At 40.3% G+C, this 16592-nt stretch carries 15 protein-coding genes and 1 pseudogene; 14 read left to right on the forward strand and 2 right to left on the reverse strand.

What is annotated here, in order from left to right; translation table 11 throughout:
- Positions 1-3 precede the first annotated feature (3 nt).
- The 13 genes and pseudogenes from recA to AC5WOF_RS10385 all read left to right on the forward strand — a co-directional run bounded on the left by recA (position 4) and on the right by AC5WOF_RS10385 (position 12591).
- The gene (recA, locus tag AC5WOF_RS10325) at positions 4-1107 is read left to right on the forward strand and encodes a recombinase RecA (RefSeq protein WP_496049867.1); all 1104 of its coding nucleotides are present in this window, start codon (positions 4-6) and stop codon (positions 1105-1107) included.
- Positions 1104-1739 (forward strand): regulatory protein RecX, encoded by a 636-nt coding sequence (locus AC5WOF_RS10330; protein ID WP_496049868.1) that lies wholly within the window; start codon positions 1104-1106, stop codon positions 1737-1739. The genes recA and AC5WOF_RS10330 overlap by 4 nt, the downstream gene beginning before the upstream one ends.
- A complete protein-coding gene (locus tag AC5WOF_RS10335) occupies positions 1739-2737 on the forward strand; it encodes a metallophosphoesterase family protein (protein ID WP_496049869.1) in 999 nt (332 codons plus the stop codon). Before AC5WOF_RS10330 ends, AC5WOF_RS10335 begins: the two co-directional genes overlap by 1 nt.
- A pseudogene (locus AC5WOF_RS10340) lies at positions 2724-3740 on the forward strand (AAA family ATPase); the annotation flags it as partial. The gene AC5WOF_RS10335 and the pseudogene AC5WOF_RS10340, both read left to right, overlap by 14 nt.
- A gap of 448 nt (positions 3741-4188) precedes the next feature.
- On the forward strand, positions 4189-4437 hold the full coding sequence (locus AC5WOF_RS10345) for a hypothetical protein (protein WP_496049971.1): 249 nt from the start codon (positions 4189-4191) through the stop codon (positions 4435-4437).
- Positions 4424-5098, forward strand: coding sequence for an OLD family protein (locus tag AC5WOF_RS10350; protein WP_496049870.1), 675 nt, complete (start codon positions 4424-4426; stop codon positions 5096-5098). The genes AC5WOF_RS10345 and AC5WOF_RS10350 overlap by 14 nt, the downstream gene beginning before the upstream one ends.
- A gap of 427 nt (positions 5099-5525) precedes the next feature.
- The gene (rny, locus tag AC5WOF_RS10355) at positions 5526-7019 is read left to right on the forward strand and encodes a ribonuclease Y (protein ID WP_496049972.1); all 1494 of its coding nucleotides are present in this window, start codon (positions 5526-5528) and stop codon (positions 7017-7019) included.
- A 73-nt stretch (positions 7020-7092) separates the two neighbouring features.
- Positions 7093-7890: a TIGR00282 family metallophosphoesterase gene (locus AC5WOF_RS10360; protein ID WP_496049871.1), complete on the forward strand. Its 798-nt coding sequence runs from the start codon at positions 7093-7095 to the stop codon at positions 7888-7890.
- Between the two features lie 113 nt (positions 7891-8003).
- The gene (locus AC5WOF_RS10365; protein ID WP_022737614.1) at positions 8004-8264 is read left to right on the forward strand and encodes a stage V sporulation protein S; all 261 of its coding nucleotides are present in this window, start codon (positions 8004-8006) and stop codon (positions 8262-8264) included.
- Between the two features lie 59 nt (positions 8265-8323).
- Entirely contained in the window at positions 8324-9289 is a 966-nt protein-coding gene (locus AC5WOF_RS10370) for a dipeptidase (RefSeq protein WP_496049872.1), read from the forward strand.
- A 163-nt stretch (positions 9290-9452) separates the two neighbouring features.
- Entirely contained in the window at positions 9453-11213 is a 1761-nt protein-coding gene (locus AC5WOF_RS10375; RefSeq protein ID WP_496049873.1) for a 2-oxoacid:acceptor oxidoreductase subunit alpha, read from the forward strand.
- On the forward strand, positions 11200-12066 hold the full coding sequence (locus AC5WOF_RS10380; RefSeq protein ID WP_496049874.1) for a 2-oxoacid:ferredoxin oxidoreductase subunit beta: 867 nt from the start codon (positions 11200-11202) through the stop codon (positions 12064-12066). Before AC5WOF_RS10375 ends, AC5WOF_RS10380 begins: the two co-directional genes overlap by 14 nt.
- Positions 12067-12249: 183 nt before the next feature.
- The gene (locus AC5WOF_RS10385; protein WP_496049875.1) at positions 12250-12591 is read left to right on the forward strand and encodes a DUF192 domain-containing protein; all 342 of its coding nucleotides are present in this window, start codon (positions 12250-12252) and stop codon (positions 12589-12591) included.
- 265 nt (positions 12592-12856) lie between these two features.
- Here AC5WOF_RS10385 and AC5WOF_RS10390 read toward each other — a convergent pair whose 3' ends face one another.
- Entirely contained in the window at positions 12857-14908 is a 2052-nt protein-coding gene (locus AC5WOF_RS10390; RefSeq protein ID WP_496049973.1) for a BclA C-terminal domain-containing protein, read from the reverse strand.
- Between the two features lie 265 nt (positions 14909-15173).
- Positions 15174-16085 carry a ribonuclease Z gene (gene rnz, locus AC5WOF_RS10395; RefSeq protein ID WP_496049876.1) on the reverse strand — a complete coding sequence of 304 codons (912 nt, stop codon included), beginning with the start codon at positions 16083-16085 and terminating at the stop codon, positions 15174-15176.
- Between the two features lie 102 nt (positions 16086-16187).
- On the opposite strand from rnz, the gene AC5WOF_RS10400 reads away from it, so the two are divergent.
- Positions 16188-16592 carry an SdpI family protein gene (locus AC5WOF_RS10400; protein ID WP_496049877.1) on the forward strand — a complete coding sequence of 135 codons (405 nt, stop codon included), beginning with the start codon at positions 16188-16190 and terminating at the stop codon, positions 16590-16592.

Genomic DNA, 16592 nt, shown 5'->3' on the forward strand with positions numbered 1-16592 from the left:
CATATGTCAGATCGAAAACAAGCCTTGGAAATGGCACTGAGACAAATCGAAAAGCAATTTGGTAAAGGTTCTATCATGAAGATGGGAGAAGATGCTTCCCATCAAGTAGAGACTATTTCCAGTGGTGCTCTTGCTTTGGATATTGCTCTTGGAGTAGGAGGATATCCTCGTGGACGAGTTATTGAAGTATATGGACCGGAATCGTCAGGTAAAACAACTGTCGCATTACATGCGATAGCAGAAATTCAAAGAAATGGCGGTCAAGCTGCTTTTATTGATGCAGAACATGCCCTTGATCCCGTTTATGCACAAAAATTAGGTGTGGATATTTCTGAGCTACTCTTGTCTCAACCAGATACAGGAGAACAAGCATTGGAAATTTCTGAGGCTTTGGTGCGCAGCGGAGCAATTGATATTATTGTGATTGACTCTGTAGCAGCGTTGGTTCCAAAAGCAGAGATAGAAGGAGAAATGGGAGATTCTCATGTAGGTCTTCAGGCCCGATTGATGTCACAAGCATTGAGAAAGTTATCTGGTGCGATCAACAAATCTAAAACTATCGCGATCTTTATCAATCAGATCCGTGAAAAAGTTGGTGTTATGTTTGGTAACCCAGAAACAACTCCAGGAGGACGTGCTTTGAAGTTCTACTCCAGTGTACGTTTGGAAGTACGTCGTGCAGAAGCTATCAAACAAGGTACAGATGTGGTTGGGAATCGTACCAAGATCAAAGTAGTTAAAAACAAGGTTGCTCCTCCATTTAAGGTGGCTGAAGTAGATATTATGTTTGGTGAAGGTATTTCCAAAGAGGGTAGTGCTTTAGATATTGCTACTGAACTGGAGATTGTGAATAAAAGTGGTGCATGGTATTCCTATAATGGTGATCGTATGGGACAGGGTCGTGAAAATGCAAAACAATTCCTCAAAGAAAATGCAGAGACTTTTATAAAAATCGAAAACCAAATCCGTTCACATCATGAACTTCCAGTTATTCATGTAGAAGAAGCTGCCGTTACGATAGAAGTTGAAGAAACGGAAAAACCAAAAAGAGGTCGTAAAGCAAAGGAGAAAGCGGAGGAAGAAACACCTCTGTTTGATCTCAAGTGATAATTTCAGCTATTGTAGGACAACGACATAAGCGTTACGAAATCCAAGTGGATGGAGAGCCTGTGCTCTCTGTCCATGAGGATGTTTTGGTAAAGTATGGCTTACATAAAGGGATGGAAATAGAACCTTCCGATTTAACAGAAATCAGCGAGACTCAGGAGCGTCATTATGTAACCCAAGCCTTTTTTCGTTATATCAGTTATCGTCCAAGAACTGTGAAAGAAGCAGAAAAACATTTATTACAAAAAGGATTTGATGAGAGACTTATCAAGTCTGTTCTTGAATCGATGAAACAGCAAGGTTTTTTGGATGATCGTCAATATGCAGTAAATTGGATAAAAGAAAGACAGATGGGAAAAAAACTAGGAATTAATCGTCTTAAGCAAGAATTAAAAAGCAAGGGAGTTTCCTCAACTAATATTGATGAGGCTATTCAGGAAGAGGACATCATAGAGGAGCGCCAATTGGTGACAGAGGTCGCCGAACGGCGCTATTCTCGTCTTTATCAAGAAGATTGGCAAACAATTGAGCGTCGATTGGGCTCTTATCTTTTACGAAGAGGCTTTCCCTCTGACTTGGTTCGTCAAGCGTTGCAGCATATCAGAAACAAACGAGATCTGGAGGGGTCATAATGCGTTTGCTTTATTTCACAGATACGCATATTCGAGGTACTTCTCCTCGTGGTCGTACAGATGATTTTTTTGAGTCGATGAAGCGAAAATTAAACGAAATTATACAGATAGCAGAAAAAAAGAAAGTGGACTATGTGTTACATGGTGGAGATGTTTTTGACCGTCCAAACTTATCCCCTGCAGTGGTTCGAGAGTTTGCCCAACTTTTTCGTAAATTCTCCGTCCCTGTATACGCTGTTGCTGGTAATCATGATATTTTTGGTCATAATCCTGCCACAGTAGATCGTACGATGCTTGGTTTGCTTGAGGCTTTTGGTATTTTGACATTAGTAAAACCGAAGGAACATATAGTGTTATCAGATGGCACCTATCAGGTTCAATTAACTGGACAAGCCTTTCATTACGATCTGGACAAACGGACGATAGCAGAGGACTACGCCGTTACCAATCATGCAGGAGCAGATTATTGTATACATATGGTTCATGGTATGCTTGTGGACAAAGCATTGCCGGAAGGAGTACCTCATACGATGGTATCCGCTTTATTGGAGATGGAAAGCGATGCAGATATATTATTGACAGGGCACTATCATGCAGGTTTTCCTATCCAGCATAAAAACAAGAAATATATTATCAATCCAGGTTCAGTTGCTAGACTTTCGAATCAACAAGCAGAAATCAGACGTATGCCACAAGTTGTTCTAATCGAATTGGGGAAAGAAATTCAAATCCATTTTCAAAAATTAACATCTGCTGCTCGTGGAGAAGATGTTTTTGACCGATCTATTCAAGAAGAGTCTATATATCGACAAGAGAAATGGGCCCAATTTGCTCAAGAGGTGAGTGCAGCTGGTATCTATCAAGGGATTCAAGTAGAGGAAATCATTGAAGAGATCGCTAAGATTGACCTGCTGGATCACTCTGTTAAAGCGGAAGCATTGAAAAGAATTGGAGAAGCTCAAGAGATGGCAGGGGAAAAGAATAATGATACATTTTAAAAAATTAATCATAAAAAACTTCCAATCCCATGTACATACAGATTTAGATTTTCATCCGGGCTTAAATGTGTTTGTAGGTCCGTCAGATAGTGGAAAAAGTGCTATTTTACGTGCGCTTCGCTGGGTCTTATTCAATTCCCCTAGAGGAACTGAATATATTCGTATGGGTGCTAATCTCTGTGAAGTAGCACTCTATTTAGATGATGGAACCATTATTAGACGAATTCGTAATCACAACTCCATTAATCGTTATCAATTGGAAAAAATAGGAGAGGAACCGCAGATATTTGAAGGTTTTGGTTCAGATGTGCCGTTGGAGATATCCAATGCTCATCAGTTTAGACCTTTGGAGTTGGATCAAAAAGATATTTTTTTACAAGTGGGTAATCAGCTTGATGGTCCTTTTCTCCTATCTGAGTCCAGTGGAGTAAAAGCTAAAACAATTGGTCTAGTTAGTGGCGCCCATTTGATAGATAGGGCATTGAAGAAGTTAAATAGTGATCGAATACAGCTTGCTTCAAAAAATAAACATCTCCTTGAACAGAGAAAAAATGTGGAGCAAAAACTTCAACCCTTTGAAAATCTAGATATTTTAGAGTCAGCTCTGCTACAAGCAGAAAAAAGGGCATCTGATATCAAAGAAAAACAATCTCTTCTTATCCAATTAAAGCAATTGGCGTACCAATATAAACTTGTAACTCAAGAAAAACAAGTACAACAAGTTATATTAGAGAAGTTTCCTAGTATAGGTGAAGCCGAACACATTTCCATTTCATTAGAAAATAAATTGTTATACCTTCGCCAATATCGACAACTTTTAATCCGTTATCATCTTCATGTTGAAGAAAAAACAGTACAAAAGTCTATTTACGACAAAACTGCATCCATTACCCAAATAGAACAAATCCAACAAGAGATAGACACGAAAATGCAAATCGTGAATAAGTACAAAAAGTTTCAAAATGAGTACAACAAGATTCAACTGGAACAAGAAAAATTAAAGGATGTATTGCTACAAACGGAGCAGATAGACGAAGGGATGAATCTTGTAAGCGCTGTAGAAATAAAGCGTAATCAGTTAGAAAAATTAATGAAGTGGGAACGGATTTGGGAAGATACATGTAAAAGGAAACAAAAAGTAGAACAGTTTTTAACAATCAGCGAAGGTTTTCTAGCAGATTTGCAACTTTATCTACCAGAAGTAGAAACAAAACTATCTCTTTTATCAAAACTGCGAACTTATTTAGTAGATTTAACAGATAAACAAAAAAGAATAGCAATGGGATATCAGTGCATAGCTGAGGTAAACAACACTTTGGAAGGTCTATTAAAGGAATATGGAGATTTGCTTACGGAACATGGAGAATGTCCAATTTGCGGATCAGAAATCAATGATCACTTGATTCAACACTTATTACAAGAACTTGAAGGAGGAAGTAATTATGCAGCAGCTGGAAGAGAAGATCAAGCAAATAAAAACAAAAATTGAGGAAGCAAAAGATTTACGTCGTAGAGCGGAATTAAAATTGGAAAATCTGGAAAAACAGGAAAGAGATATATTAATGGAGTTGGAGCAGCTAGGGGTAAAGCCAGAACAACTGACAGAAGAAATAAGTCGTTTGGAGCAAGAAGTTCAAGATGGATTAGAAGAAGTAGAGCAATTACTTCCTAAGGAGCTACTTGCTGATGGAAACCATTGAGCAATTTGAGCTGATGGATCTTAGATTAAAAGAAGCAAGAGAAGAATGGATTCGTCGAAAGACAAAAAAGGATATGCTTGTGAAGGAGCAACTGGAATTGCTTGAACAAGAAGAGAAACTACGCCAAGAGCAAGAGTTATTGGACAGAGTTCGTCTTTTGTTTCAGCGATCTGGAGAGTATGCACGTAAACAGGCAAAAGCTCAATTGGAAACATTGGTTACGAACGCACTTCAATACGTATTTGGTTCTTCTTTTCGTTTTGAGATAGACCTTTCACCTGCAGAAAAAAATCCAACAGCTGAGTTCTATGTTGTTACAAAATGGAATGAAGAAACGATCCGAACCAAACCTCAAGAGGCTAGAGGTGGTGGAGTAGTGGATATTATCTCCCTTGCCCTTCGAATTGCTTTCTTGGAGACAGTAAGGCCTCGATTAAATGGTCCCATTCTATTAGATGAACCAGGTAAACATGTAAGTGAGGATTATATATTACCTATGACACAATTTTTACAGTCTGTACATGAAACTTTCGATCGTCAGATTTTGTTTGTGACACATAATATACATTTAACAGAATCTGCTGACCAATCTTTTTTTGTTCGTCTAAAAGATGGAAAATCAGAGGTGCATGCTAGTCGCCTTGACAATGGGATTTCATAACGAATACAATTGAGCTGTATCTTTTTATTTTTATCATCTATTTAAGATACACTTGACCGGTTGCATGTATGCAAAATGAACAACAAGGTAAAACGGTAGACCGAGCAAATCGGTCTTGTTTTTAAACCAACCCATGTATGAAGTAATCTTGTGAGAATACTGCAAGATTGGTAATTTATCTTCAAAGATAGGAAAAACATAACTAAGATTGGCTTATGCAGGAAATAGTAGGTTGATCCCTACTAATGTTCGTAAAATTATGTGCCCTTACTTAAAGAAACAGAGTGTTTCTGGATTTTAGAAATACTTACTTCTGATAGTAAGAAACCCCATCAATAGTGGTGGAGGTTGAGATAAAAGAATAAGGGAGGTGAACACTACAGTGCTAGACACAGGACATATCCTGCTGCTGTTCGCCTCGCTAATCATGGGATTTGCTGGTTATTGGCTGCGGAAAAGTATAGCTGAATCTCGTATCGGTAGTGCTGAGAAACAAGCAGAACTGATTTTAGAGAAAGCTAGACACGATTCAGAGGCTATGAAAAAGGAAAAAATCCTTGAGTCACGAGATGAAGTATACCAATTGCGAAGCGAAGCAGAACAGGAAATACGTGAACAGCGAAACGAACTCTCTCGGATGGAACGGAGAATCGTTCAAAAAGAAGAAACATTTGATGTGAGACAACAAAATCTAGAGAAACGTGAAAGTGAACTAAATGATCGAGAGATTACGATTAACACGCATCTAAAAGAAATAGAGGATTTAAAAGAAGCTGGAGTCAAAGAAATGGAACGTATTTCTGGCTTAGCAACTGAAGAAGCCCGTCAAATCATTATGAAGCGTGTAGAAGATGAAATGCGTCATGAAACTGCCCAACTCATCAAAGAAATGGAACAACAAGCGATTGAAGAAGGAGATAAGAAAGCTAGAAATATTCTATCTCTCGCTATTCAACGCTGTGCAGCTGATCATGTAGCAGAAACAACTGTGTCTGTAGTTACCTTGCCAAATGATGAGATGAAAGGTCGCATCATAGGACGTGAAGGTCGAAATATACGTACATTAGAAACGTTAACTGGGATTGATTTGATAATCGATGATACCCCAGAAGCTGTAATTTTGTCCGGATTTGACCCGATTCGTCGTGAAGTTGCGCGTGTGGCCTTGGAAAAATTAGTCGCTGATGGTCGAATTCACCCAGCCAGAATTGAAGAAATGGTTGAAAAGGCTCGTCGTGATGTAGATGAGAGAATTCGTGAATATGGTGAACAAGCTACTTTTGAAACAGGAGTACATGGTTTGCATCCAGACCTCATAAAAATCGTTGGACGTCTTAAATTTCGAACGAGTTATGGTCAGAATGTATTGAAACATTCCATGGAGGTTGCTTACCTTAGCGGTCTTTTAGCTGCTGAATTGGGAGAAGATATTCCTTTAGCAAAGCGTGCGGGATTGCTTCATGATGTCGGCAAGGCAATTGACCATGAAATCGAAGGTTCTCACGTGGAGATTGGAGTAGAGTTAGCCAAGAAGTTTCACGAACATCCAGTCGTTATCAACAGTATTGCTTCCCATCATGGTGATGTCGAAGCAGAAAGTGTTATTGCAGTACTTGTAAGAGCTGCTGATGCTTTATCAGCTGCCAGACCAGGAGCTAGAAGGGAAACATTAGAGGCATATATCCGTCGTTTGGAGAAATTAGAAGCGATTTGTGAGTCTTTTGATGGTGTAGAAAAATCATATGCTATCCAAGCCGGTCGAGAATGTAGAATTATTGTACGACCTGAAGAAGTAGATGATGCAGAGGCAACTAGATTAGCTAGAGAAATAACCAAACAAATTGAAAATCAACTAGATTATCCAGGACATATCAAAGTAACTGTAATTCGGGAGACTCGATCAGTTGAGTATGCAAAATAAAGTGGCCTTGTGCCGCTTTATTTTTTTCATAGAATAAAAAGTCTCTAGTGGATAGAAAGAGGATATCAAACAAATGAGATTATTAATGATTGGAGATATCGTTGGTAAAGTGGGTCAAGATACACTTCGAACATACCTCCCCAAATTAAAACAAACCTATCAACCCGATGTCATTGTGGTCAATGGAGAGAATGCCGCTATAAATGGTAGAGGAATCACTAAAGATATTTTTCGGGAATTTCTATCCTTAGGAGTAAATTGTGTGACGATGGGCAATCACACATGGGGACAGTCTGAAATTTTTGATTTTATCGATGATGAGGAGAAAATTATTCGACCGGCTAATTACCCAGAGGGAACACCGGGAAGAGGGTATACAGTCATTTCTTCTGCAAAAGGTAAAGTTGTAATCATCAACCTTATGGGCAGAACATATGCTGCTAGCTCATTGGATTGTCCATTTCGAACAGTAGATAATATTTTAAATCGTATATCAGGAAATCCTTATATCTTAGTGGATATGCATGCAGAGACTACATCTGAGAAACAAGCACTTACATGGTATTTAGATGGGAGGGTATCAGCTGTGGTTGGAACGCATACACATGTACAGACAGCAGATGAAAGAATCTTACCAAAAGGTACTGGTTATTTGACGGATATTGGAATGACAGGCCCCTATAATGGAGTAATCGGAATGGAGGTTGATGCTGTTGTAAGAAGATTTATAACGCAACTTCCGGTTCGATTTGAGGTTTCAAAAGAAGGATTTATGTTGCAAGGTGTTTTAATGGATTTCGATACCTCAAATAAACGAACAAAAAAATTGAAGAGAATTCGTATTGATAATGACACACCGTGGTTAAATTAAAATAATTTTATTTGGATTATTTCAGTTCTGTCTACTTTTTTAAGAAGGAATTTTTACACTTTAGTCGAATATGATAGGAGTGGACTTACTCCAACCATCGAGGAGGTACATTCATGGAAGTATTAAAAGTTTCAGCAAAATCGAATCCCAATTCCGTCGCAGGTGCACTTGCTGGTGTTTTGCGTGAGAGAGGTCAAGCCGAAATGCAGGCTATTGGCGCAGGTGCACTAAACCAAGCTGTTAAAGCGGTTGCAATCGCACGAGGATTTGTTGCTCCAAGTGGAATTGATCTCATCTGCATCCCTGCCTTTACCGACATTGTCATCGATGGTGAAGAACGCACGGCGATAAAATTAATTGTGGAACCTCGATAATCGTTTAAACCTGTTATGTCATGTAGCAGGTTTTTTCTTTATATATGGGGGGTGAGGGTTTGTACTGGATAGATAATCACTGTGATGTACTCTACCAGCTTTGGAAACGGGAAAAGGAGGATTGTTCGTTTTTTTCAAATAAACAACCTCAAGAAAACTTATTTCTTTCGGATAATTCTCCTTTAGATGTTTCTTATAACTCTTTAAAATATAGCAATGTACTCCTTCAAAATTTTGCTATCTATGTTCCTGATCATATCCCCCAAACTGGTAAATTAGGAACTGCACTTAAACAAATTGATTTGTTTTACCAAAACGTTGAACCTTTTGTTCCCCTGTTATCATGCGGAAATGAGAAAAGAATAGAGGAAGAAACTCGCTCTGTACTCTCTCTCGAAGGTGGAGAAGCAGTGGGTAGAGATCTTTCCATCTTGCGTTTATTCCATCGATTGGGAGTAAGGCAAATAGGTTTAACATGGAATTGTTCGAATGCTATTGCAGATGGTTGTAGGGAGATTCGTAACGGAGGTCTTACTAATTTCGGTAAGGAATTTGTGAAGGAGATGGTGAGACTCGGAATGATTGTAGATGTTTCACATTTATCGGAGCAAGGGTTCTGGGATGTTGTTTCGATTCCAAATGTGAAAGTTATGGCATCTCATTCCAATTGCCGAAAGATCTGTGACCATCCTAGGAATTTGACAGATGATCAAATTAAAATAATCATCGAATTGAATGGTTTAATCGGAATTACATATGTCCCTCAATTTGTGTTTCATCCCTACCAAAAGGCAACAATAGACCATTTGTTGTTTCATCTTGAACACATCCAATATTTAGGGGGAGAAGATCGTATTTCTTTTGGTTCTGATTTTGATGGGATGGAGAATAAACTATATGGATTGAGTAATGCGTTTGAATTACCGTCCTTTTACCATGTATTGAGTAGTTACTTTCCAAAGTCATTAGTAGATAAATGGACTTACCATAACGCCCTCAAATTTTATAAACATTCACTAAGATAAGATTGCTTATTGCAATTTCTACTACACAGGAATAAAATTAGAAAAGGCAATAGTTAGTGTTTAGTAATTTACCATAATAAACAAATGTATAAACATTACTGGTTCACATCTGGGGATTTCTCCAGATGATTGTTTGGCGTGAAGTATTAAAGGAGATGAGTTCATGATTAACCAGCTTTCCTGGAAAGTAGGCGGACAGCAGGGAGAGGGGATTGATAGTGCTGGAGAAACTTTAGCTACAGTGCTCAATCGCCAAGGCTACTTTCTATTTGGGTATCGTCATTTTTCTTCCCGTATTAAAGGTGGCCACTCCAATACGAAAATTCGTATTAGCACAGAACCTACCAGCTCTATTTCAGATGATCTAGACATTTTAGTTGCATTCGACCAAGAAACGATTGATTTAAATTCTTATGAACTAATAGACGGTGGTGTAATTTTAGCTGACGCAAAATTTAATCCTACTGTTCCAGAAGGCGTCAAGGCACACTTAATTGCAGTGCCATTTACAAAGATTGCTGAAGAAGTTGGTATGGCTCAAATGAAAAACATGGTGGCTGTTGGTGCATCTGTAGCGCTACTAGGTATTTCTGTTGAATCATTCCGTGAAGTTTTGACAGATAGATTTGCGAAAAAAGGACAACAAGTGATTGATAAAAACATGAATGCAATCACAAAAGGAATTGAGTATGTCAAAACCGAAACTACCAATCTTTCTATCAAAGACTTTAGCTTAGCACCATCTGATGGAAAGAAACGTTTATATATGATTGGTAATGATGCAATTGCTTTTGGTGCGGTTGCTGGTGGAGCAAGACTAATGGCAGCTTATCCGATCACTCCATCTTCTGAAATCATGGAATACTTAATCCGTCGTCTTCCGGAATTTGGTGGAACGGTAGTACAAACAGAAGATGAAATTGCTGCAATCACAATGGCTATTGGTGCAAACTATGGTGGTGTGCGTGCATTGACAGCTTCCGCTGGACCTGGGTTATCTTTAATGACAGAAGCTATAGGTCTTGCGGGTATGACCGAAACACCTGTTGTAATCATAGATACACAACGTGGTGGCCCAAGTACAGGACTTCCTACCAAACAAGAACAAAGTGATATTCTTGCTATGCTGTACAGCACACATGGTGAAATTCCAAAGATCGTTATCGCACCAAGTTCTGTGGAAGAATGTTTCTATGATACGATTGAAGCATTTAACCTCGCTGAAGAGTATCAATGTCCTGTAATCATCGTTACGGATTTGGCATTGTCGCTCGGCAAACAAACCGTGGATCCGCTAGATTATAATAAAATTGAGATTCGTCGTGGAAAACTGGTTACGGATGAAGAGGAATTGCCAGAACTCGAAAATTCAGAGTTATTCCCACGCTATGGATTTAGTGAAGATGGTGTGTCTCGTCGTGTTCTTCCTGGGAAAAAACATGGGCTTCATCATGTAACTGGTGTGGAACACAATGAAACAGGACGTCCATTTGAAGGTGCTGTCAACCGTAAAAAAATGATGGACAAACGGTTGTCCAAATTGACTAACCTGTCTTTCCCAAATCCAATTCATGCCGATACACGTCATGAAAATGCAGATATCTTGATTGTTGGTATTAACTCTACTTATGGAACCATCCAAGAGGCAATGGGTCGTTTAGAAGCTGATGGATTAAAAGTAAATCATGCTCATATTCGTCAATTGATGCCTTTTCCAACTGAACAATTAAAAGAACAAATGGAAAAAGCGAAAAAAGTAATTGTCGTAGAAAACAATGCTACAGGACAACTGACTTCGCTCATTAAAATGAATGTAGGTATGGCTGAAAAATTGGTTCACGTTGGCAAATACGACGGAAACCCGTTCTTGCCGATGGAAATCTATAAAGAGTGTAAGGAGCTGTTGGTTCATGGCAACGTTTAAAGAATTCCGCAACAAAGTGAAACCTAACTGGTGCCCTGGTTGTGGAGACTTCACGGTTTTGGCTTCTATGCAGCGTGCGTTTGCAAACTTAGGTAAAGAACCTGAAGAAGTTGCTATCGTTTCCGGTATCGGTTGTTCTGGTCGTATTGCAGGTTATGTGAATTCCTATGGATTTCATGGTGTTCACGGTCGTTCTCTACCAATCGCTCAAGGTTTAAAACTCGCCAATCGAGAGCTAACTGTAATTGCTTCTGGTGGTGATGGAGATGGCTTTGCGATCGGTATGGGACATACGGTTCATGCCATTCGTCGTAATGTTGATATCACCTATATTGTAATGGACAATCAAATCTATGGTCTCACCAAAGGACAAACTTCTCCACGCTCGGAGATGGGATTCAAAACGAAAAGTACACCAAATGGTTCTATTGAAGCTGCGATTTCTCCAATGGAAATGGCACTAACGGTAGGAGCTGGTTTCGTTGCACAAACGGTATCCAGTGATTTAAAAGGAATGACTGCTGTAATCGAAGCAGGTATTAAACATAAAGGTTTCTCGTTGATCAATGTTTATAGCCCATGTGTGACTTACAACAAAATCAACACATACGATTGGTTTAAACAAAACCTTACTAGTCTGGATGATATCGAAGGATATGATCCATCAAACCGTGGGAAAGCAATGCAAACCTTGATGGAACACAATGGTCTCGTTACTGGAATTATTTATCAAAATTCCGACAGATCTTCCTATGAAGACTTGATAAAAGGTTATAAAGAAGAAGCCCTTGTAAAACAAGATCTAAATTTAAAAGAAGAGCAATTTGATCGTTTAATCAGCGAATTTGCATAAGGTTATGGAGAGTTGGACTTATCCAGCTCTCTTTTTTATTTCTTAACACTTTTTGCCAAATAACAAGTAAATATTTGATTGCACAAGAAAAAAATTTTATCGGAAATATAATGTAAATTAAAAAAGAATGGATTTTGTTTTCTTAATTGTTGCGCATAAATATTTTGCTTTGGAGGCAAAGAGTTGAAAAATTGGATAAATGTTTATCGATCACATATCTTTTTTCGAAGTATGGAGTTAGCCGTAACGGAAAAAGAACTGTTGAAAGGGCTTCTTGGACGAAACTCAGCTGGTAGTGGATTATTTCTCATGAGAGGAAGAATGGTTCATACATTTCAAATGAAATTTCCAATTGATATTGTTTATTTAAATCAAGATGGGGATGTTATCGCATTAGAAGGGAACGTAATGCCAAACCAGTATGGAGGTCACTATGAGAAGACAGCACACATAGTGGAGTTTGATGCGGGGACTATTCATAGTTATCAGATATTTACTGGGGAAAAATGGGATTGGGGAAACTGATTATGAATAGGATTCATATGGATTTATAGAAGATGAAATTGCAATTAATCAAATTTCAATTTCATCTTTGGATCATGCCAAAATAAATATTTATTTCCTTAATCGTAGGAATCAAACAAAGGAATTTTATACAGATATGAAGCATAGATACTAAACCTAACCCCTTATCACATAAGGGGTTAGGTTTGAATAATTTGTTTTTTTCATCATATTTTATCGTTTTAACCGTAGTAATTGGTTTATCTGTTTGTGAATCAATATAAAATTATTCTACTCTTATAATAGTTAAAGTTGCACCTGCTCCTGATACAAGTACAGCAGTTCCTAACAGCCCGAATAATTGAAGTGATATGGTAGATCCAGCAGTTAATGTGACAATGACATCTGTAGAGAAACTAGAAACACTGATAGATGGTGCGATGGAGGATTGAGTTAAAGGTGATCCATTTACAATCAACCTTGAACCTAGTAATAAACTAGCCGTTAAATGGATGTTATAAGAAATATAGTAACGCCCTGCTGGAGCTACGGTAAATATTGTATTTGCTCCATTTACTGTTATATCGGCAGACAGATTTTGAGCATCTGGAAGCGGGACAACTGTTCCTCCTAATATAACTGCTATGGATGCTCCTGAAGTATTCGCTGCGAAACCGGAAGTTGCTGTTACATTCGTACCTGTAGCGCCGGTATTCCCGGTAGCGCCAGTGTTCCCGGTAGCGCCAGTGGTACCTGTAGCGCCGGTATTCCCGGTAGCGCCAGTGTTCCCGGTAGCGCCAGTGTCCCCGGTAGGGCCAGTATTTCCGGTAGCGCCGGTATTTCCGGTAGCGCCAGTATTCCCGGTAGCGCCAGTATTCCCGGTAACGCCAGTATTCCCGGTAGCGCCAGTGTTTCCGGTAGCGCCAGTGTTCCCGGTAGCGCCAGTGGCTCCGGTAGCGCCAGTGTCCCCGGTAGCGCCGGTATTCCCGGTAGCGCCAGTGTCCCCGGTAGCGCCGGTATTCCCGGTAGCGCCGGTATTCCCGGTAGCGCCAGTGGTCCCAGTAGCGCCGGTATTCCCGGTAACGCCGGTATTTCCGGTAGCGCCGGTATTCCCGGTAGCGCCAGTATTCCCGGTAACGCCAGTGTTCCCGGTAGCGCCAGTATTCCCGGTAACGCCAGTATTCCCGGTAACGCCAGTATTCCCGGTAACGCCGGTATTTCCGGTAGCGCCGGTATTCCCGGTAGTGCCAGTAACTCCAGTATCTCCGGTGGCACCGGTATTTCCGGTAGCGCCAGTGTTCCCGGTAGCGCCGGTATTTCCGGTAGCGCCGGTATTCCCGGTAGCGCCGGTATTCCCGGTAGCGCCGGTATTCCCGGTAGCGCCAGTATTCCCGGTAGCGCCAGTGGCCCCGGTAGCGCCGGTATTCCCGGTAGTGCCAGTATTCCCGGTAGTGCCAGTAACTCCAGTATCTCCGGTGGCACCGGTATTTCCGGTAGCGCCAGTGTTCCCGGTAGCGCCGGTATTCCCGGTAGCGCCGGTATTCCCGGTAGCGCCGGTATTCCCGGTAGTGCCAGTATTCCCGGTAGTGCCAGTATTCCCGGTAGTGCCAGTATTCCCGGTAGTGCCAGTAACTCCAGTATCTCCGGTGGCACCGGTATTTCCGGTAGCGCCGGTATTTCCGGTAGCGCCGGTGTTCCCGGTAGCGCCGGTATTTCCGGTAGCGCCGGTGTTTCCGGTAGCGCCGGTGTTCCCGGTAGCGCCAGTATTTCCGGTAGCGCCAGTATTTCCGGTAGCGCCAGTATTTCCGGTAGCGCCAGTATTTCCGGTAGCGCCAGTATTCCCAGTAGCGCCAGTATTCCCAGTAGCGCCAGTGGTCCCAGTAGCGCCAGTATTCCCAGTAGCGCCAGTATTCCCAGTAGCGCCAGTGGTCCCAGTAGCGCCAGTATTCCCAGTAGCGCCAGTATTCCCGGTAGCGCCAGTATTCCCGGTAGCGCCGGTATTTCCGGTAGCGCCGGTATTCCCGGTAGCGCCGGTATTCCCGGTAGCGCCAGTATTCCCGGTAGCGCCAGTATTCCCGGTAGCGCCAGTGGCCCCGGTAGCGCCGGTATTCCCGGTAGCGCCAGTAACTCCAGTATCTCCGGTAGTGCCAGTATTCCCGGTAGTGCCAGTAACTCCAGTATCTCCGGTGGCACCGGTAGCGCCAGTATTCCCAGTAGCGCCAGTGGTCCCGGTAGCCCCAGTAGCGCCAGTAGACCCAGTTCCAGTGGCCCCGGTGGCACCAGTAACACCTCTTGGTCCTATTGGTCCAGTAGCGCCAGTGGGGCCCTTTGGACCGATACAACAAGGGAAGTTAAAAGGTTGACAAAGAGAATTACAATTTCCAAATGGATCTGTACTATCTTTATTTATCCATGAATCAAATGCTGTTGCCCATTCATCCGTTTTTTTTCTGTTCGATATAACAATCAACCCTCTTTCTACTAAAAAAAGTCTTTAATAAAGTATATGGAAATCAGAGGAGGGTTGATAGAAATATGCACAGTTATCTAAACCTATTTTTGATAGGAAGGTTGGGTTAATAGTAACAGAATCTTTAAATCTATTAAATTTCATAGAATTGGTGTTCATTTGCTATTTGGGCATTTGGAAAGATACTTCTCACTTCTTCTATCAAATGTTCTTCCATTACTTCATGGTAACGAGGACTCAAGTGGTTAATGATCAGTCGTTTTGCTCCAGCTTCTTGGGCGATAGAGGCAGCCTCAGTAGTTGTAGAATGAAAGTATTGGGATGCCTTATCTTGTAATTCATGAAGTTGTGTAGCTTCATGAATTAATAGATCAGCATTTTTAGCTAATGTGATACTATTTTCACAGGGTAGCGTATCTCCTAATATCGTAACAATTTTACCTGGTGTAGGAGCATCAATGAATTGTTTCCCATCTATTTGTCTGCCGTCTGGTAAAATGACTAGTTCTCCACGTTTTATTTTTTGAAAAATGGGGCCGGGTTTTACCCCTTGAGCCAGTAGTTTTTTGGTATTCAGTTTGCCAGGCTTATCATTCTCTTCTAAACGAAATCCAAAACACGTAATTCTGTGTTCAAGTTGTTTAATGTGAATCGTAAAATGTTTTTCAGCCAAAGTCATCTCATCCATTATTTCTACATAGGCAATTGGATGACTTAAATGAGTTTCACTTATGGAAAGAGTAGTTTCTATAAATTCTTTGATTCCTCTAGGTCCGTAAATGGTGAGTGGAGACTCAGTTTGAAAAGAACGTGTACTGAGTAATCCAGGTAAACCATAAATATGATCTCCATGCAAGTGAGTAATAAATATTCGACTGATTCGGCTCAATTTAATAGGAGATTTCATAATTTGATGTTGAGTTGCTTCACCACAATCAAATAACCAAATATCGCCATTGTATTCGGGTAAGAAGAGTGCTAAGGAAGATACATTTCGGAAATTTGTGGGTACTCCTGCACTTGTTCCTAAAAAGTAAAGTTTCATAAGAAATTTCCTTTTCGTTTTTATCTTTATTTCGAGCTTGTAAACAGATAAAGATATTGTAACAAAAGCCTTATCCGATTTGCCAATAGTATGTTTTTGTACTTGCAAGATGACCTGTCTATTGTTTCATTATTGATGGTTTTGTTTTTTGTATCTATTTCTTTTATTATCTTACTAGCCACAATGGGATTTCCAATTTCGATTGTTACCTGTACAGGGGGATTATTAGGTCTTTTGTTTTTAGTACTTGGAAACTATATGAGACAAATTAGGCAAAATTATATATTTGGAATAAGGACTCCATGGTCTATTGCTTCCGAACAAAATTGGAGAAAAACGCATCAGTTGGGGTCTGTATTATTTGCAGTGGATGGGTTTTTGTTTTTGATAGGAGCAGGTTTTTCAGCATATTGGTGGATGATTATAGGAATAGGTTTTTTGATGTTTACAGTGGTCATTCTCTATGTCTACTCTTACTTGCTCTATAAACAAGAAGAAAAAAGATAA

This window comes from Shimazuella sp. NTD250 (genome assembly GCF_059510375.1).

Excerpts from the sequence above, each read along its gene's own strand:
- AC5WOF_RS10380 (WP_496049874.1), top strand. The coding sequence starts at position 11,200 with ATGGCAACGTTTAAAGAATTCCGCAACAAAGTGAAACCTAACTGGTGC.
- rny (WP_496049972.1), top strand. The coding sequence starts at position 5,526 with ATGGGATTTGCTGGTTATTGGCTGCGGAAAAGTATAGCTGAATCTCGT.
- rnz (WP_496049876.1), bottom strand. The coding sequence starts at position 16,085 with ATGAAACTTTACTTTTTAGGAACAAGTGCAGGAGTACCCACAAATTTC.
- AC5WOF_RS10350 (WP_496049870.1), top strand. The coding sequence starts at position 4,424 with ATGGAAACCATTGAGCAATTTGAGCTGATGGATCTTAGATTAAAAGAA.
- AC5WOF_RS10375 (WP_496049873.1), top strand. The coding sequence starts at position 9,453 with ATGATTAACCAGCTTTCCTGGAAAGTAGGCGGACAGCAGGGAGAGGGG.
- recA (WP_496049867.1), top strand. The coding sequence starts at position 4 with ATGTCAGATCGAAAACAAGCCTTGGAAATGGCACTGAGACAAATCGAA.
- AC5WOF_RS10335 (WP_496049869.1), top strand. The coding sequence starts at position 1,739 with ATGCGTTTGCTTTATTTCACAGATACGCATATTCGAGGTACTTCTCCT.
- AC5WOF_RS10360 (WP_496049871.1), top strand. The coding sequence starts at position 7,093 with ATGAGATTATTAATGATTGGAGATATCGTTGGTAAAGTGGGTCAAGAT.
- AC5WOF_RS10365 (WP_022737614.1), top strand. The coding sequence starts at position 8,004 with ATGGAAGTATTAAAAGTTTCAGCAAAATCGAATCCCAATTCCGTCGCA.